Source organism: Bacillus sp. MYb209, from assembly GCF_002975175.1.
Lineage (GTDB): Bacteria > Bacillota > Bacilli > Bacillales > Bacillaceae_G > Bacillus_A.
The window spans coordinates 380,931-397,925 of the sequence record NZ_PCNZ01000003.1 but is presented as its reverse complement, the minus strand read 5'-3'; the positions used below and the strand labels follow the sequence as shown (position 1 = coordinate 397,925).

Sequence of the window (16,995 nt, the reverse complement as noted above, 5' to 3'; positions counted from 1 at the left end):
AATCTGATGGATTTAATGTAATGAAGGGTGCCATTTTGGGCCTACCGATTATTGGTGGGATAATAGTTGGTGTAGCGCAAGATAATTTAGGCAAGTTAGAACCTACATTAGCAGAATTACGTAAGACCGTAGATTATAAAGTAACATTAAATCGTGTAGTTGGAGTTGCGTATAATAATATTAGTGAGATGCATAAGGCGCTTGATGATGCTATTAATGCTCTTACTTATATGTCCACGCAGTGGCATGATTTAGATTCTCAATATTCGGGAGTACTGGGACACATTGATAATGCATCTCAAAAAGCTGATCAAAATAAATTTAAATTCTTAAAACCTAACTTGAATGCAGCTCAAGAGAGTTGGAAAACATTACGGACAGATGCGGTCACATTAAAAGAAGGGATAAAAGAATTAAAGGTGGAACCTGTTATCCCGCAAAAATAGGGAAATATTAGTTCTGTTGCGAAGTGACGCAAAGCATAGAGAATCTATGATTACATTGTTAAATAGTCATAAAACAACTAATAATTCCTTATACATCAAAAAGGCGGAGTCTCATTAAAGACTTCGCCTTTCATTTTTATATAAGTTTCATCCAAATGCCAAGATAATCGTGCAATTTTGCTTACTTTTAAAAATTTTGAAAGACATCACTTTTAAAGAAGAAATGAACTGAAAATCAAAACCTATATAGGAGGAGTATGAAATGATAAAAAAAATCCCTTACAAACTACTCGCTGTATCAACATTTTTAACTATGACAACCACTTATGCAGTCACACCAGTAGCAACTTTTGCAAGTGGAATTGAACAAACTAATAATGGAGATATATCTCTTTCAGCAAATGAAGAAAAGATGAAAAAAGCTTTGCAGGATGCTGGGTTATTTGCAAAATCTATGAATGACTATTCTTGTTTGTTAATTAATAATCCAGATGTAAATTTTGAGGGGATTATTATTAATGGGTATGCAGATTTACCTATTAAAATTGTACAAAATCAAAAGAATGCAAGAGCACATGCTGTTACATGGGATACGCAAGTAAAAAGAAAACTGATAGATACATTGACAGGCATTATTGAATACGATACAAAATTTAACAATTATTATGAAACATTAGTAGAGGCGATTCATACAGGGAATGGAGATACTTTAAAAAAAGGGATTACAGATTTACGAGTTGAAATTCAAAAAAACGAAGAGTATGCAAAACAATTAATACAAGAATTAACTAAGTTAAAAGAAGATATTGGACAAGATGTTAGAGCATTTGGAAGCGATAAAGATCTCTTGCAGTCGATTTTAAAAAACCAAGGAGCTGCGGTTGAGGATGATCAAAAGCGTCTAAATGAAGTTTTAGCGGAAATAAACTATCAGAAAGGCATAGAATCTAAGGGATTGGACATGGTAAAGGTCCCATTTATTCCTACATTGATTGCTGGTGGTATAATGATAGGTGATGCAAGAAGTAAGTTAGGCTGGTTAGAGCCGGAATTAGCAAAATTAAGTCAGACTGTAGATTATAAAATAACATTAAATCGTGTAGTTGGAGTTGCATTTAATAATATTAGTGAGATGCATAGTGCAATTGATAAAGCTATTAATAATCTTACTTATATGTCCACGCAATGGCATGATTTAGATTCTAAATATTCGGGAGTACTGGGACATATTGATAATGCATCTCAAAAAGCGGATCAAAACAAATTTAAATTCTTAGCACTTAACTTGAATGCAGCGAAAGACAGTTGGAAAACATTACGAACAGATGCGGTCACATTAAAAGAAGGGTTAAAAGAATTAAAAGTGCAACCCGTCACTCCACAAAAATCAAGAAATATCGGTTCTTTTTCAAATCTTTTAAAAGTATTATAAATATTCAATGAAAAATTTTGAAACTATTTTAGTGAAAATGAGTATGGTGAACTTTAAATAGAAAACAAAAGCCGAAACTTTCAATAGAAAGTAGGAATGACGTTGTTATTGAAAGTACTAATGAAGATGATGATGTTGACTTTATTTTTGAAGATAGAAAAAAGTTAAGCGCCCATAACGGGTGCTTTTCTTACGATTAGTCAACTGTTTTTTAGAGTTCTAATTGATCAAATGTCAGAGATTTTAAGTCAATTAGAATGCAAACCAAATACCCCTAATATGTGTCCATTTTTTAATAGGGGGCAGATATGGTGTGATGAATGAAACTATGGTTTCAGGCGGTTAATCGATAATCATAGTACATATTATGTGTAATGAGGTAGAAGAGAAGCTTCAATAACTTATTTACACATGCAATGGACGCAACTTTATGACATTTGTTATAAGGTTGCGTTTTTAATTTATCGTAATACTCAACAATGTGATTTTGTCCGTAACGTCGTTGTTTAATCATGTTCTGGATGATGAGGAAAAGGAGCTTCCGCAAATGTTTATTTCCACGTTTATTGATTTTATCTTTAAAAAAGGTTTTACCTGATTGAAAACGGCGTATATCAATGCCAGCAAATGCATTAAGTTGCTTGTTATTATTAAAACGAGTAATATCTCCTATTTCAGCCATCAAGCGTACGGCAGTATTCGGCCCAATCCCAGGAAGACTGCGAATGATATCGTATTCTGCACGTTGCTCGGCTACATACACCATCTTGTTAATACAGCATTCTTTTTGGTGAAGAAGCTCTTGATAGCGCCTTGCGTATAATTTGAGTTGATCACACAGAACATCGTTCTTAGAAACAGCAGGATAGGAAGTTTTCGCTATTTCAAGTATCTGAATCGCTTTTTTCTCCGCCGTAATATTTGATATTTTTTTATTGGTGTTGGCACGAATACGATTTTTTATAATGGTTTTAGAAAGACCTAAAACACAATCTGGGTGGGGGAATAGTTGAACAAAATTTAAAAACAAATCAGATCTACTGGTAAACATTCTTTCCAATTCTGGAAATGTTAATTGGATTACTTTATGCATACGGCTGCGAATCATCGATAATTCACCATCCAGTTCGCTATATAATCTAGAAAGAGATTTTAACTGATAGAATAAGTTATCAGTTCCAGTAGATACCCTTCGGGTAACTGTAAAATGAGTGAGAGCTAATCGGTGTGCATCGCTTCGGTCTGTCTTATGAATCCGTAAGGAATCACATTGTAGTTTGGCTTCTAATGGGTTTAATAAACAATATGTATACTGGTTATCTTGCATAAATCGTTCTAGCTGTCTGGAATAAATCCCTGTTGCTTCGAACACAATTTCAGGTGATTCACCAGTCTCATCTGTAAGCTTATGTATCTTTTCTTGTAGTTTTTCAAAATCAGGCTTAGAATGCTTGATTTCACTTTCGAATACACATTGTTTTTGTGCATTATAAATTACCATATAACTTTTACCCATACTGACATCAAATGCAATTACGTGTTTCATATAGTTCCTCCTCAGGTGGAATTGAAGTCTTCAACTTACACTTATCGATTCCCATTTCTTATACACGATCTCGAGGACCAACATACTAAAAACTGATTCAAATAAGGTAAGTGAAGAAGGTCAGTTTTTTTTACGGATTCAGGATCCCAAAGCACCCACGACCCTCTCTTCACTTCTACTATATAAAAAATAGTAGTGCGAACCAATGCCTTGGTCTGCACTACTAATCTTAGTATGTTTTCTTTGTTATATATAAATTACAGAATAAAAAATAATATGAATAAGATAGACAATTTGATTAAAAAAGTGTATATAACTCTTTGGTGATTAATTCAATTCAAGGGGAACACGATTCGATGCGAAAGAAAGATTTAATAAGACAATAGAAAGCGGATTTACAGGAGATTGCTAAAGAAAGGAAGAGAGAGAAAAAAGAAAAAAAGAAACGTAAGAAATTGCATAGAAAGATAATAAATCCTCTTATTGGTTATGAAGATATAATCTTCATAACTACAAGCGTAATAATCTCCAATATTTAATTCTTTCAAATATATACAGCGATTCAGTTTCCTCAGGATGACGCATTTTATACCATCGGACAATTATGGAATACAAAAATGTAACGAATATTAAGTGACGACATTGAAATTCATTTTGTTGAGATACCGAAATTGGTAAAACAATGGCGTGAAGAAAAAGTAAACCCGTGGGAAAATACATTTGCTCATTGGATGTTATTATTACCAGCACACGAAGATGAGCATTTAACTCAAACATTGGAGGAGATTGCAATGAATCAAGACCCAATTTTACAAAAGGCAATGAATACATGGGAGAATATGAGTCATGACTCCTCCTTCCGGACAGCGTATGAAGCTCGCGAGAAAGTACTTCTAATAGCACATGCTCGTGAAGAAGGTTTAAGAGGAAGGGATTGAACAAGGAAAGATACAATTAATTCGTGGTATGCATAAGAATGGTATGCGTTTAGAAGACATTGCAAAATTCACTGGTCTAAGTACAGAAGAGATTCGAAAGATATTATTATAATGCATGGAACTAAAAAAAACCTGTACGGGGAGGCACAGGTGTCAAATAAGGGTATTTCGTTATGTAATTCATATTTTATCAGAGCTTCATTGAGAATAACAGTGTAACAAATTGAATATTCAGTTAATTTTGTTGAGAAATAAAAAACGCCCCGTAGGGAGACAGGACGTTTTAGAGAAACTTTCATTTATGTTTGGTGAAGAAAGTGATGATTTTAAATGGTTTGTCAGTAAGAATTGCGCAAGAAACAATTCTATTAGCAAAAAACGTACTATGTTACAGTATGGGCACTTGCTTTGATGTACAAAGATGAATTAGATATGAAAGAACAAATGATGAAAGATTATTCTTAAAGTAGCAAATTCGCTGCTTTTTTATTTTGCATAGAAAAAGGAACTCATAAAGGATTTCTTTTACATCATGCCGTTCTATAATCGTTGTTTTTAAGTTTCTTTCTAATGCCCCTAAACTTCGCATGATTGACACCTCAATTCTAAAAATAGAAGTAAAAAGTAAGAATTAAAAGTTTTTTCACATTTTTCGCAAATAACACACAAAAATGACATAAGTCTATTTTACTTTTATATATAGAAGTTATTTCGTAAGTAATGTTTCTTGAAATGGTTACTACATAGAAAGGAGATTTTAAAATGGATATGGATGCATATTATTGGGAAATGGTTAAGAAGAATATAGGGGTTTATTCTAAACAGGAACAAGAATGCCTTCGAGATAAGAGGGTCATTATTTTTGGACTAGGGGGAGTAGGAGGATATGAAGCAATTTTGTTTTCTCGAATGGGAATAGGGCATATTACCGGTGTTGATCCCGATGAATTTGAAGTTTCTAATATTAACAGACAAATGTTAGCGCTTTCTAGTGTTTTAGGTGAACCAAAAGCAAAGGTTGCAGAACAAGTTGTAAAAGATATACACCCCTATATATCAACAAATTTTATACAAACAAGAGTAGACGAGGATAATGTAATTGAACTTATAAAAGGGCACGATATTGTAGTAGAAGCCGTCGATGATATGCCTTCAAGAGTTATTATACATAGAACAGCTAGGGAATTGGGTATACCAAGTGTCGGGATGTCAGGTAGCCCACCAACACGAGGATTTGTTTCTACATTTTTCCCAACCGGAATTCCTTATGAAGAAGCATTAAATATCTCAAGTGTCGGATGCAAATTAACAAATCAAGAATTAAGAAAACAGATTGCTGATATAAAGAAAAGTCGAGCTTGGTATTCTGTGGAGAAAGGCGCACCAAAAGAGTGGGCGCAAGATTTTTGTGATGGAAAAGCAGGATGGATTATCACGCCGATGCGTGCTCATCTATTGTCACTATTTAGTTTTCATGAAGCAATACAAGTTTTAACTGGTCGTGAACCTTTAGCTAGAGCGCCTAAAGGCATTGTAATAGATTTAGATAGTCATATCCCGGTTCAAGTAAAAGAAGTCCCAAAAGGTGGATGGGATTATAAAACACTGTAAGGAGGAATACAAGTTGTTAACAAAAAATAATGATATGCAAAATATATATGAAGAAAGTTTTACGCGAAATATTGGTGTTATCTCTGTAGAGGAGCAGGAGAAATTAAAAAATTCTCGAGTTACTGTAGTTGGAGCAGGGGGCGTAGGCGGAATTACACTTATCCAATTGGCGCGAATGGGTGTGGGTTCTTTGCATGTTATTGATCAAGATGTATTTGAAGCAAGTAATATCAATCGACAAATGCTAAGTTCCATCAGTAAATTAGGACAGCGAAAAGCTGAGGTCGCTTTAGAAATTTTGCAAGACATTAATCCATTATTACAAGTAGAGATAACAAAAGAATTTGTTACCGAGGACAATGCATTGGAACTTCTAACAAATACAGATGTCATCATAGATGCGACTGATAATTTAGTAGCAAGAGTAATTATCCATCGTACAGCTCAGACCTTAGGAATTCCTTCTATTTGGATTGCGGTTACGCCTCCATTTAGAGGTGGCGTCATGTCTTTTACTCCTGACTCTACACCCTATGAAATTGCGTTAGGATATCCGTCTTATCAACAAGAGCTAACAACAGAAATACAAGATAAAATTCATGAATTAAAAGATGGGCGTGCTCTTCATTCTGTCACGTACGGCGCGGATGAGAACTGGGCAAATAGTTATGTACAAAAAAATCGCCCATGGGCGGTACTGTCTCCTGTTGCGAATATGGTAGGCATTCTAGCAAGCTTTGAAGCATTTAAATTTATGATAAATCGAGAAGAACTAAAACCTGTAATAAGTCCAAATTTAATTCAAATTAACCTTGCAGATCAGAATATGGTACAAGTTTCTGTACCGGAAAATGGTAGTTGGGATTATAAAACACTATAGATGAGGTAAAAGAATATGTTTCCTTTTTTGTTACTCGGAATTATTGTGACACTCGCCCTGCTTATAAAGGATTATGCCCTAGCTGGTGCGGCTTGTTTATTAGGAGTTGTACTTGCTGTTAGACAAAAAACTTTATTACATCTTATTCAACAATATTCTTTTCCAATTGGTATTTTCTTTCTGATGTTATTCCTTTTAGTACCAATTACATCTGGAAAAATTACAAGTGAAAATGTAATAAAATTAATTACCTCTCCTATCGGATTAGGATCCATTCTAGCAGGTTTTACTGTGTCATACATAGGAGGAAAAGGTGTAGGAGTTCTACCTATGAATCCTACGATATTGTTAGGTGTCTTAATAGGTACTCTTATTGCTGTATTATTTACAAAAGGGTTACCAGCCGGATTAATTATTGCGGCAGGGATAATAGCTATTATTTCTATGAAATGAAAGGAATATTCTAAATGAAGATAAAATGGAAACATATAAGTTTAGTAGGGATTTTTGTGATAATACTTATGTCTAGTTGTTCTAATATCAAAGAAACTTCTCAAAATGATCAAACTTCTAAAGTGGTAAAACAAGAATTAGAAATTCAGCAAGGTGAAGAAAAATTATTTTTACTTCATAAAAACTTAAATAATAAAAAACAGTATACATCTGATGAAATTATCTTATTTTTAGAACCATTTAGTGTACCTACAGCTCAAGCATTTGATGTACCAAAATTTTCGTGGATGGATGAGTATGCCCAAAAAGGGTATGATACTTGGGCTATGGATTTCAGAGGGTTTGGTCGTTCTTCTCGCCCTAAAGAAATGTCAGATTCCCCTGCCCAAAACCGTCCGGTTATTCATTTGAATGATGCAACTAAGGATCTAGAAACAATTGTAAATTGGATTAAAAAGAAGAGAAACGTAAAAAAAATTCATATTGTTGGATGGTCATATGGAGGCGTTGTGGCCGGAAATTATGCGATATCCCATCCACAAGATATTAATAAACTGATGTTATACGGATATATGCATGGATTCACGCTTCCTATGATGACAAAACCTCTTGAAAATCCATTACAAGCTAATCAATTTAATCCTGAAGCATCAGCCTATCAGATGGTGGACTTTGATAAAGGAATGCATCATTGGCATATGATGATGGGAAATAAAAAAATTGTTACAAACGAAGCAATGGATGCCGTAAAACAAGTTTTTATTGATTCAGATCCTATGAGTAAGAAAAATAATCAAACGATTCGTCGACCAGTTGGTCCACTTGAAGATTTATTTTATATTTGGAAAAATCAGCCTCTATATGATGTATCTAAAATTACCGCCCCAGTACTTGTTATTTATGGTGAAGATGACATATTTGCAGACCGAAATATGATGTCAAAATTAACAGGTACAAACCAAAAGAAAGAAGTAGTAATCCCCGATGCAACACACTGGGCTGTTTATGAAAAGAATCGTAATACCCTATTCGAACAAACATTAAACTTTATAGAGGCGAAAGAAGGCAAACAGGAATGAAAAAGGGTTTAACAATATTAGATGCTACCTTACGTGAAGGAGAACAACAATGTGGTATTCGTTTCTCCAAGGAAGACAAAATTAAACTACTTCACATGTTAGAGGATTTTGGAGTAAGTTTTATTGAAGTTGGACACCCTGGCATCTCTGAAGAAGAAGAAGAGATTTGCCAAGAAGTTGCAGCATCTGCAAAGCACGCCGAAATACTTATGCATGCTCGAGCGAAAAAAGAAGAAGTTCATGCGGCTTTTCGTGCTGGTGCCGATTGGATAGGAATCTGGGCGTCTATTAATCCTATTTCTTTACAAACAAAGTATACCAATCGATCAAAAGATTATGTTATTAATCAGGTGAAACAAGCTATTGAAGAAGCAAAATCTTTAGGAATGAAAATCCGTTTTACTATTGAAGATGCTTCACGAACGGAATGGGAAGATATCGCCTACATTGGACAAGTTGCACATATAGCTGGAGCAGATCGAATTAGTTTAGCAGACACTGTAGGAATTTGGGAGCCAGGTCAGTGTGCGACAATCGTGAAGAAATCCGTTGAGACATTCCCTTGTGAGATTGAAGTTCATCTTCATAATGATTTAGGATTAGCCATGGCAAATGCTCTTGCAGCAATCGATTCAGGAGCATCTGTTATTGATACCACGTTGTGCGGAATAGGTGAACGTGCCGGGATTGTGGACCTGCTAAATTTATCCGTTTTATTATCTCAAAAGCGTAATCATCCGTACTTTAAACTACAGATGATCCCTGAATTAACTCAATCTCTTCAATTAGCTACTGGTTGTAAAGTAGATCATTGGAGACCAATTATTGGAAATAATGTATTTACCCATACCGCACCCTATCATATGAAAGCTGTTCAGCAGAATTACTCAGCATACGAGAGTATTCAACCTGAAATGATAGGAAGAGTAAGGAACATACAACAAAAACGCATAGAGAGAAAAGGGTCTAGGCTTTCAAAGTCTTTGCGAGTTAGTAAACCATTTGTAAAGGGAGCATCTGAGCTTTTATATCATCGAGATGGTCCAGGAGAACGTTGGGTACAGATGGATTATAGAACTGATGAACGAGCATCATTTTATGTGATACAGCGTGTATTTTACGATGCACATATAGAGGATAACTTAGAAGGACATGTAGATGTTCATGCACATCATTGTGATAGTGCTTTTATTTTCTGGGGGAACAAAATAGATGGTATAGGCCTTATATGTGAAGTGGAAATTGAAGGGGAATCTCAAATCATTGAGAGCCCTGCATCCGTTTTTATTCCAGCCGGTTTAGAACATAGATACAAGTACCTTTCGGGTACAGGAACCTATACGAATATCGTACTAGCACCTAATTATAATTCTAGTTTACTAGAGAAAAATTCATGAAAAATGCGTGTGTATTGATTGAAGATAGCAACAGTTAGTTCGTGCGTATATAAATTAAAAAACACAGAACGTAAGTTCTGTGTTTTTTTCTATAATATGAAAAAAATAAACCATGAATTATTTGGTGAACTTATCTATGATGGGTACTGGACGGGAAAACAAAAAATAACTATTTTTGGTCATGACAGAGATGTAAATGCAAGTATCAACTTACTAAAATTAGCTATGTAATTGGTATTTTCCTTAGGGGTAGGTATTATCTTTATGGCTTCGTAAAAAGTATCTAATTCCCAAGAAGCACCCACCTCAAACAACCCGAAAGGGTGTTAAGTGGTGTGTAGTTTGTAGTTCATATAAAAGAATCTTGATATATTTCCTTTCCTAATATGTATCTCTTCTTTTACAATAGATAGAAAAGGCGAAATGGAGGAGATGGTTCGTGGCTGACAACAAAAGAGAGAAGCTAATGAAAAAAGTAGAATATCATTTACGTAACACATCACGTCAGCTTATTAAGATTGATACTGAAGAAGAAGCATTTCAGTATTTAACCGATTCCTTTTGCGCTGAACTATATTGTGACTTTGTAGCTGTAATTTTAAATGAAGGAGGGCAGTTTTTACCAAGAGCATGGAGCGGGAATTTAACTTCCTTAGCTTCAGCCTTTCCTCTTCATTCTGATGAATGTTCTTCGAAACTTCAATATCAAAGCATAACGGATCAAACGGCAGATTCTCCAGGGGAGTGCGTCCTGGCGGAAACATTGAAACATGCTGGTGTGAAGACTTGGTTTACCGTCCCACTAAAAGATGACATACAGCATTTTGGTTTTTGTATCGTTGCCTTTTTAAGTCATGTTCCTCTTTTAGATATGGAAATATCATTTGAGGAGTTTGGAAAAGACTTAGCAGTGGCTATAGCAGTGGCTAGACAAAAGGAAGCACAGTTTAAAAAAATCGAAGGATTTGGATGGGTTAGTAAGAATCTTTCGCTAGATGTACCGTTAGAACAGCATATATTTGAGTTAACTTCTAAAGCTGGAATTGGAACAGATGCGAATTTTGCATGTATTTACCTTTATAACGAGGAGGAAAACTGTTTTGTTTTTCAGCCGCCGTCATATGGGGAAATGGAGTGTCCACAGAAAATCATGGTTGAGGAAAAATACGTACTCAAAGAGCACTTTCCATTTTTTGAGACCATTGGTGGTGAACAGGTTACGGTTCCGTTGGTTATTGACATGAAACCAATTGGAGTTCTACATGTTGAAAATAAACGTGAAGGAGTCTTTTCGAAGGACGATTTAAAAGCATTGGAAATGCTTGCTAATCATTTGGCCACTATACTTGATAATGCAAGGCTATATAATGGAGAGAAAGAACATAAGCAACGCCTTCATCTTCTCTTAGATTACCAACAAGCTTTGTTAAAAGAAACGGTCGAGGATAATAACTTTGAAGGAATTACAACAATGCTTGGCAGTCTGTTTCAGGACTCTGTTATTATTTTTGATAGCTTTATGCAGCCTGTTTCATTTAATACTGAGAAAACAGAGAACGGTAACCAGCTAACAGAACAACTTGCTGAATTGGCAAGAGAAGAACGAAGAAAGCAACGAATCACTGATACTTTTCATGTTAATGATCCAAAACATATTGGTTATTGTTTTTCATTTTGGTTAATCAATGGGGGCGGTAATTTACTAGGTTATTTAGCGGTGCGAAGACCTAGCGGGAGAATGGATGAATTTGATCAATTGACGGTTGATTTAGCTCGTAATATTTGCTCAATTCAGTTTATTAAACAAAAGCTCGTTCTAGACACGAAAGAGCAGATGAAAGACAGTTTTATTAGTAAATTGCTCACTGAAAAAATAGAAGATCGAGATAGCATTTTGCAATATGCAAACTTGTATCAATGGGATCTTTTCAAAAACCATCGAATAGCTGTATTGTCGATTTCTCTTGAGGAGAAAGAATTAAGAAAAGGGAACCTCCTCGAACAGCAAGCGAAAAAATCACTTATATGGGATTTGATTAAGTCGCGTCTCCCGGAACTAGGAACTGGCATTTTAGCTGCCTCCCATATTGAGGAGCAACTCTTAATTGTGCCCATTGAAAAGCAGAAAAACAGCTCGAAAAAATTTTGGGAATCATTATATCATAGCATCCAAAAATGGATAGGTTCATCACCTATTTCCTGTAGTGTATTGATAGGGATTGGTGGGGGGACGCAGCAACTAGAAGACTATTTTATTAGTTATCAGCAGGCAATACAAGCTCTAAATATTTTAGACAGTCGCTTTCGCAAACAGGGGTTTGCCCTATTTGAAGATCTAGGATCGTATGCCATTTTACATCATTTAAATCATTCTTCAGCCGTAGACCTATTTATTAATAGACAAATTGGTCCACTACTTAAATATTCAGAAGGAAAGAATATAGACTTATATAATACATTACATGTTTTTTTGAAAAATAATGGAAATGTAAAAAGCGCTGCAGAAGAACTCTATATTCATAGGAGTTCACTTTTGTACAGGCTTGAAAAAATAGAGTCGCTCATTTCAGCTGATTTAAATCATGCCGAAGTAAGATTCAATTTAATGATGGCACTAAAGCTTTATGATATGTATGGAGAGGTAATGGGATAACATAAGTTTCCTTCTTAACTTATGTGCCAAAATTATAGTTTGAATAATTAGATGATATAGACGTTTCGCACATCATATAACTTTTTAAATATACAAAATTACGTTCAATTAGATAAAAAGAGGTTTCGCTTGGTATGAAACCTCTTTTTATTTTTGCTTTATACATAGTAGCTAAGTAGTTGCGTATTTTTTAAGTAATTGTTTTTAAAACTTGTTACACTATAAGGGTATTTGAAAAGGAATTATAGATTTGAAGGTGATGTGTATGAGGAAATATAAAATAGGAGAAGTAGGAAAGGAATTTGGTGTTTCGATAGATGCTTTAAGATTTTATGAAAAGAAAGGCTTCCTCAAACCACAAAAAGATAAAGATACCCGTGTTAGATTTTATACATATGAGGATTTTGGGGTGTTTTTAGCAATTAAAAGTTTTCGCCAAATGGGATTTCATGTTAATGAAATTGGATCTATTTTTAATGGCTTAGAATTTGATGACATAGTAAAAAAATGTAATGAAAAAATAGTTGAAAAAAATGAAGCGATAAAAAGGTTAGAATTAGAAACAAAACAAATTACTGAATTTATGAGTTTATTAAAAGAATTTAAACAAGAAGATAGGAAATGGTATATAAGGCAAGCTGGAACTTATTATTTTCTCAAACATGTTCAATTAAATGAAGGAACGTTGTGTGTAAATCCGCTAGTAAAAAAATGGTTAGCTTTTTTACCAACAGTGTATCCAGCGTTATACATTCCACTTGAACAATATAAAATGAAAAATATAAATAACAGTTATTGGGGAATGGCTACCTCTGAATTGAAAATGAACGAATGCCAATTACCTATTGATGAATCGGTTTTACAAGTAGATATGGGGGAGTGTTTGTATTATTTATATGAAAAAGATGCGAGTGAACCGTTATCAGCATTAATTTTAGATGAACCCCTACATATTATTCAGGAACGTGGCTACACTCTTAACGGAGATATTTTATGTCAGTATGTTTGTGAGACGAAAGGACAAGGGAGAATAGTTGAACATTATACTATTATGATTCCTGTTATTATGATTAAAGATAAAAAATGACATCGTATATGTGGTCATCGAGAATGAAATGAAAAAACTGCATGCTAATTGTTAGACACCGTCTACAATTAGATGCGGTTTTTTGAATCCGAAAATCAAGGGCGTTTACTCTTTGCTCATTTGAGTTTATACAAAATATATGAATAAATTAAATAAAGCTATTGCCCCTAGTCTTAGACCATAGTTTATATTGAAATCACAAAGAAAGCTCTTGTGAAAGTGGGGAGTATTTAAAACAGTTAGAACAAATATTAGAAATCGTAAATATGAGGAATATTGTTGTCTATGAGTATGTTTACGAACAAAATGAGAGGGTATCAGAAACAGATTTTTTATTGGTATAGATGGTTATTTCATCAAATGGTAAAGAACGTTAACATATAGTTGCAATGTTTACATCATAGAGTGCGCGCCTCAAGGAAAAGTTATATATTTAGAGGCGCGCACTTTTTGTCTTTGAAATAATCATAATTCTTTTCAATTGGATTTGCATCATAAGAACACCCCTAAAAATGTATGAAAGAAATATATATTTTTCCTACATTGTGTAGATACAAAAACTTTTTGGATATAGATATAATTTATTTGCAGAATATTAAAAAAGTTGAACAGGGGGATGAAAGATGTCGATTCAAACAATTGGTATTGTCGGTGCAGGATCCATGGGTTCTGGAATTGCGAACTTAGCTGCATTAAATGGATTTACAGTTATTTTACATGATATTGAGGAACGCTTTTTAGATAATGCAATGCAACGTATGAATGGATTTATGACTAAGAGTGTTACGAGAGGAAAGATGACTGAAGAAGATAAAGAATTGGCGCTTGGCCGAATTCGATTGACTACTAGTTTGGAAGATATGAAAGACGCAGATGTAATCATTGAAGCAGTGTTAGAAAAGTTAGAATTAAAGAAGGAAATCTTTGCTGCGCTTGACCGGATTGCTCCGGAAGGGGTTATACTCGCAACAAATACTTCATCTATGTCAATAACAGAGATCGCTTCAGCGACGAACCGTCCAGAACGTGTGGCGGGTATGCATTTCTTTAACCCTGCACAACTTATGAAACTTGTAGAAGTTGTTCGTGGTTATCGAACGAGTGATGAAACAGTCGAAGAATTGAAAGCGCTATCTAAAAAACTTTCGAAAGAACCAGTTGAAGTAAAGAAGGATTCCCCAGGATTTATTGTTAATCGAATTATGATTCCGCAATTTATAGAGGCAATTAAATTGCTTGAAGATGGCGTTGCCTCTGCAGAAGATATCGACAAGGCAGTTACGCTCGGTCTTAATTATCCGATGGGGCCGTTTACACTTCAAGATTTTGCAGGTGTAGACATTGGGTATCATGTGATGGAGTACTTCAAAGAAGAATTAAACAATGATCAATACGCGCCGCCGCTGCTTTTAAAACAGCTAGTTAGAGCAGGTAGACACGGTAAAAAAACAGGCGCAGGTTTTTATGATTATGAATAAAGAATGGGGGATTAAGTTATGAATTATGAGTTTTTAATTTGTGAAATTGAAAATAGAGTTGCGATCGTTACAATTAATCGACCACCTGTAAATCCATTGAATACACAAGTGTTTAATGAACTTTCCAGTCTATTTGGTGAACTAGAGGTAAATGAAGAAGTACGAGCAATCGTTCTTACAGGAAGCGGAAGGAAAGCATTTGTCGCAGGCGCAGATATTAATGAAATGGCAGCACTTGATCTTGTCGGAGTAAACAAAATGAATAAGACTTCACGAACGGTATTTAGCAAAATTGAAAATATGTCAAAGCCAGTCATTGCGGCGATAAATGGATTAGCTCTTGGCGGTGGGTTTGAACTCGCACTCGCATGTGACTTACGTATTTGTTCGGATCAAGCAAAATTCGCTTTTCCAGAAGTGGGACTCGGAATTATTCCTGGAGGCGGAGGTACACAGCGTCTTCAAAAGATTGTCGGCCAGGGGATAGCGAAAGAATTACTCTATTTCGGAGATATGTTTGATGCGCATCGTGCGTTCGATTTACATATTATCAACAAGGTAGTACCTGCGGAAGAGTTATTCGAAGCGGCAAAGGAATGGGCGTATAAATTGGCAAAAAAACCACCAGTTGCACTTCAAATGTTAAAAACGGCGGTAAATGTAGGAAGTAATGCTGACCTTGAAACAGGCTTAATCATTGAAAGTACATGTTTTGGAAATGCTTTCGCAACAGAGGATCGTAAAGAAGGATTACAAGCATTCGTTGAAAAAAGAAAACCAGTATATTTAGGGAAATAATGAGGTGAATGGGATATGACAGAGATTGTTTTATTGGAGGGAGCTAGGACTCCGTTCGCTGAAATTTCAGGATCGTTTCGGAGCGTGAATGCAACAGATTTAGGGGCAATTGCCGCTAAGGAAGCAATACGAAAAGCTTCTATATCTGCTGAAGATATTAATCAAGTTGTATTTGGTAATGTTCAGCAGTCTAGTAAAGATGCACATTTATTAGCAAGGCATGTTGGTTTAAAAGCCGGAGCACCTATTCATGTCCCCGCGTTGACGATTAATCGTCTTTGCGGAACTGGTGTTGAATCTATTTTAACGGCAGCTCGTTATATTCTTTGCGGAGAAGCAGACGTTGCACTTGCAGGAGGAACTGAGAACATGAGCCAAGTTCCGCATGTAATACCTGGAATGAGATGGGGAAGTCCACTCGGTGGTCCGGCTTTAGAAGATTGGTTATGGGATGGTCTTTATGATACGTATGGTAAATGTATGATGGGAGAAACAGCTGAAAACTTGGCAGCAAAATATAACTTAACGAGAGAAGAAGTAGATCAGCATGCACTCTCTAGCCATGAGCGAGCTCTTTTAGCAAGGGAAAAAGGGTATTTAAAAGAAGAGATTGTTCCAGTAACAGTGAAAGGAAGAAAAGGAGAACAGCTTATACATGAAGATGAGCATATCCGTCATACGAGCCTAGAAAAATTAGCGAAATTAAAACCCCGTTTTGTTGAAAATGGTGTAGTAACTCCTGGTAGTGCAAGCGGAATGGTGGATGGTGCAGCGGCCGTTGTTTTAGCATCCAGTAATTTTGCAAATGATAGAGGATTAAAACCGATTGCTAAGCTCATTTCTTGGGCTGTTGTTGGAGTAGAACCAAAGTATATGGGAATTGGACCAGTTCCAGCTATTCAAAGTGCATTAGAAAAAGCGAATCTAACTTTAGCAGATTTAGATTTGATTGAAATTAATGAAGCATTTTCTGCGCAGTACTTAGCTTGTCAAAAAGAATTAGGATTCGATCTTGATAAAGCGAATGTAAATGGAGGGGCAATTGCGATAGGCCATCCACTTGCTGCGAGTGGAACGAGAATTTCTCTATCCTTAATTTATGAACTAAGAAGAAGAAATAAAAAGTATGGGGTTTCCGCTGTTTGTATTGGCGGAGGTCAAGGAATTGCAGCGATTTGGGAAGCGTTGTACTAGAAA

The 16,995-nt window shown here is 35.3% G+C and carries 12 protein-coding genes and 2 pseudogenes; 13 read left to right on the top strand and 1 reads right to left on the bottom strand.

What is annotated here, in order from left to right; all coding sequences use genetic code 11:
• Window positions 1-446, top strand: a pseudogene (locus CQZ94_RS09130) (hemolysin); the annotation flags it as partial.
• Between the two features lie 262 nt (window positions 447-708).
• Window positions 709-1,878 (top strand): ClyA family alpha-helical pore-forming toxin, encoded by a 1,170-nt coding sequence (locus CQZ94_RS09125; protein WP_105585130.1) that lies wholly within the window; start codon window positions 709-711, stop codon window positions 1,876-1,878.
• 334 nt (window positions 1,879-2,212) lie between these two features.
• Here CQZ94_RS09125 and CQZ94_RS09120 read toward each other — a convergent pair whose 3' ends face one another.
• Window positions 2,213-3,424, bottom strand: a complete 1,212-nt coding sequence (locus CQZ94_RS09120; protein ID WP_105585129.1) for an IS110 family RNA-guided transposase — start codon at window positions 3,422-3,424, stop codon at window positions 2,213-2,215.
• Window positions 3,425-3,984: 560 nt separating this feature from the next.
• Here CQZ94_RS09120 and CQZ94_RS09105 point away from each other — a divergent pair.
• The 11 genes and pseudogenes from CQZ94_RS09105 to CQZ94_RS09050 form a co-directional block, all read left to right on the top strand.
• A pseudogene (locus CQZ94_RS09105) lies at window positions 3,985-4,474 on the top strand (Rpn family recombination-promoting nuclease/putative transposase); the annotation flags it as partial.
• A 650-nt stretch (window positions 4,475-5,124) separates the two neighbouring features.
• The gene (locus CQZ94_RS09100; RefSeq protein WP_105585127.1) at window positions 5,125-5,973 is read left to right on the top strand and encodes a HesA/MoeB/ThiF family protein; all 849 of its coding nucleotides are present in this window, start codon (window positions 5,125-5,127) and stop codon (window positions 5,971-5,973) included.
• A 13-nt stretch (window positions 5,974-5,986) separates the two neighbouring features.
• Window positions 5,987-6,853, top strand: coding sequence for a HesA/MoeB/ThiF family protein (locus tag CQZ94_RS09095; RefSeq protein WP_105585126.1), 867 nt, complete (start codon window positions 5,987-5,989; stop codon window positions 6,851-6,853).
• A 15-nt stretch (window positions 6,854-6,868) separates the two neighbouring features.
• Complete coding sequence (locus CQZ94_RS09090; RefSeq protein ID WP_088099184.1) at window positions 6,869-7,306, top strand: DUF441 family protein; 438 nt, start codon at window positions 6,869-6,871, stop codon at window positions 7,304-7,306.
• Window positions 7,307-7,320: 14 nt separating this feature from the next.
• Window positions 7,321-8,385, top strand: coding sequence for an alpha/beta hydrolase (locus tag CQZ94_RS09085; protein WP_105585125.1), 1,065 nt, complete (start codon window positions 7,321-7,323; stop codon window positions 8,383-8,385).
• A complete protein-coding gene (locus tag CQZ94_RS09080) occupies window positions 8,382-9,782 on the top strand; it encodes a homocitrate synthase/isopropylmalate synthase family protein (protein WP_105585124.1) in 1,401 nt (466 codons plus the stop codon). The genes CQZ94_RS09085 and CQZ94_RS09080 overlap by 4 nt, the downstream gene beginning before the upstream one ends.
• A 439-nt stretch (window positions 9,783-10,221) precedes the next feature.
• Window positions 10,222-12,435 carry a helix-turn-helix domain-containing protein gene (locus tag CQZ94_RS09070; RefSeq protein WP_105585123.1) on the top strand — a complete coding sequence of 738 codons (2,214 nt, stop codon included), beginning with the start codon at window positions 10,222-10,224 and terminating at the stop codon, window positions 12,433-12,435.
• Window positions 12,436-12,700: 265 nt separating this feature from the next.
• A complete protein-coding gene (locus CQZ94_RS09065; RefSeq protein ID WP_105585122.1) occupies window positions 12,701-13,522 on the top strand; it encodes a MerR family transcriptional regulator in 822 nt (273 codons plus the stop codon).
• 623 nt (window positions 13,523-14,145) lie between these two features.
• Complete coding sequence (locus CQZ94_RS09060) at window positions 14,146-15,000, top strand: 3-hydroxyacyl-CoA dehydrogenase family protein (RefSeq protein WP_105585121.1); 855 nt, start codon at window positions 14,146-14,148, stop codon at window positions 14,998-15,000.
• Window positions 15,001-15,018: 18 nt separating this feature from the next.
• On the top strand, window positions 15,019-15,798 hold the full coding sequence (locus CQZ94_RS09055) for an enoyl-CoA hydratase/isomerase family protein (protein ID WP_105585120.1): 780 nt from the start codon (window positions 15,019-15,021) through the stop codon (window positions 15,796-15,798).
• Between the two features lie 15 nt (window positions 15,799-15,813).
• Window positions 15,814-16,992 (top strand): acetyl-CoA C-acetyltransferase, encoded by a 1,179-nt coding sequence (locus CQZ94_RS09050; protein WP_105585119.1) that lies wholly within the window; start codon window positions 15,814-15,816, stop codon window positions 16,990-16,992.
• The last annotated feature ends 3 nt before the right edge of the window (window positions 16,993-16,995 follow it).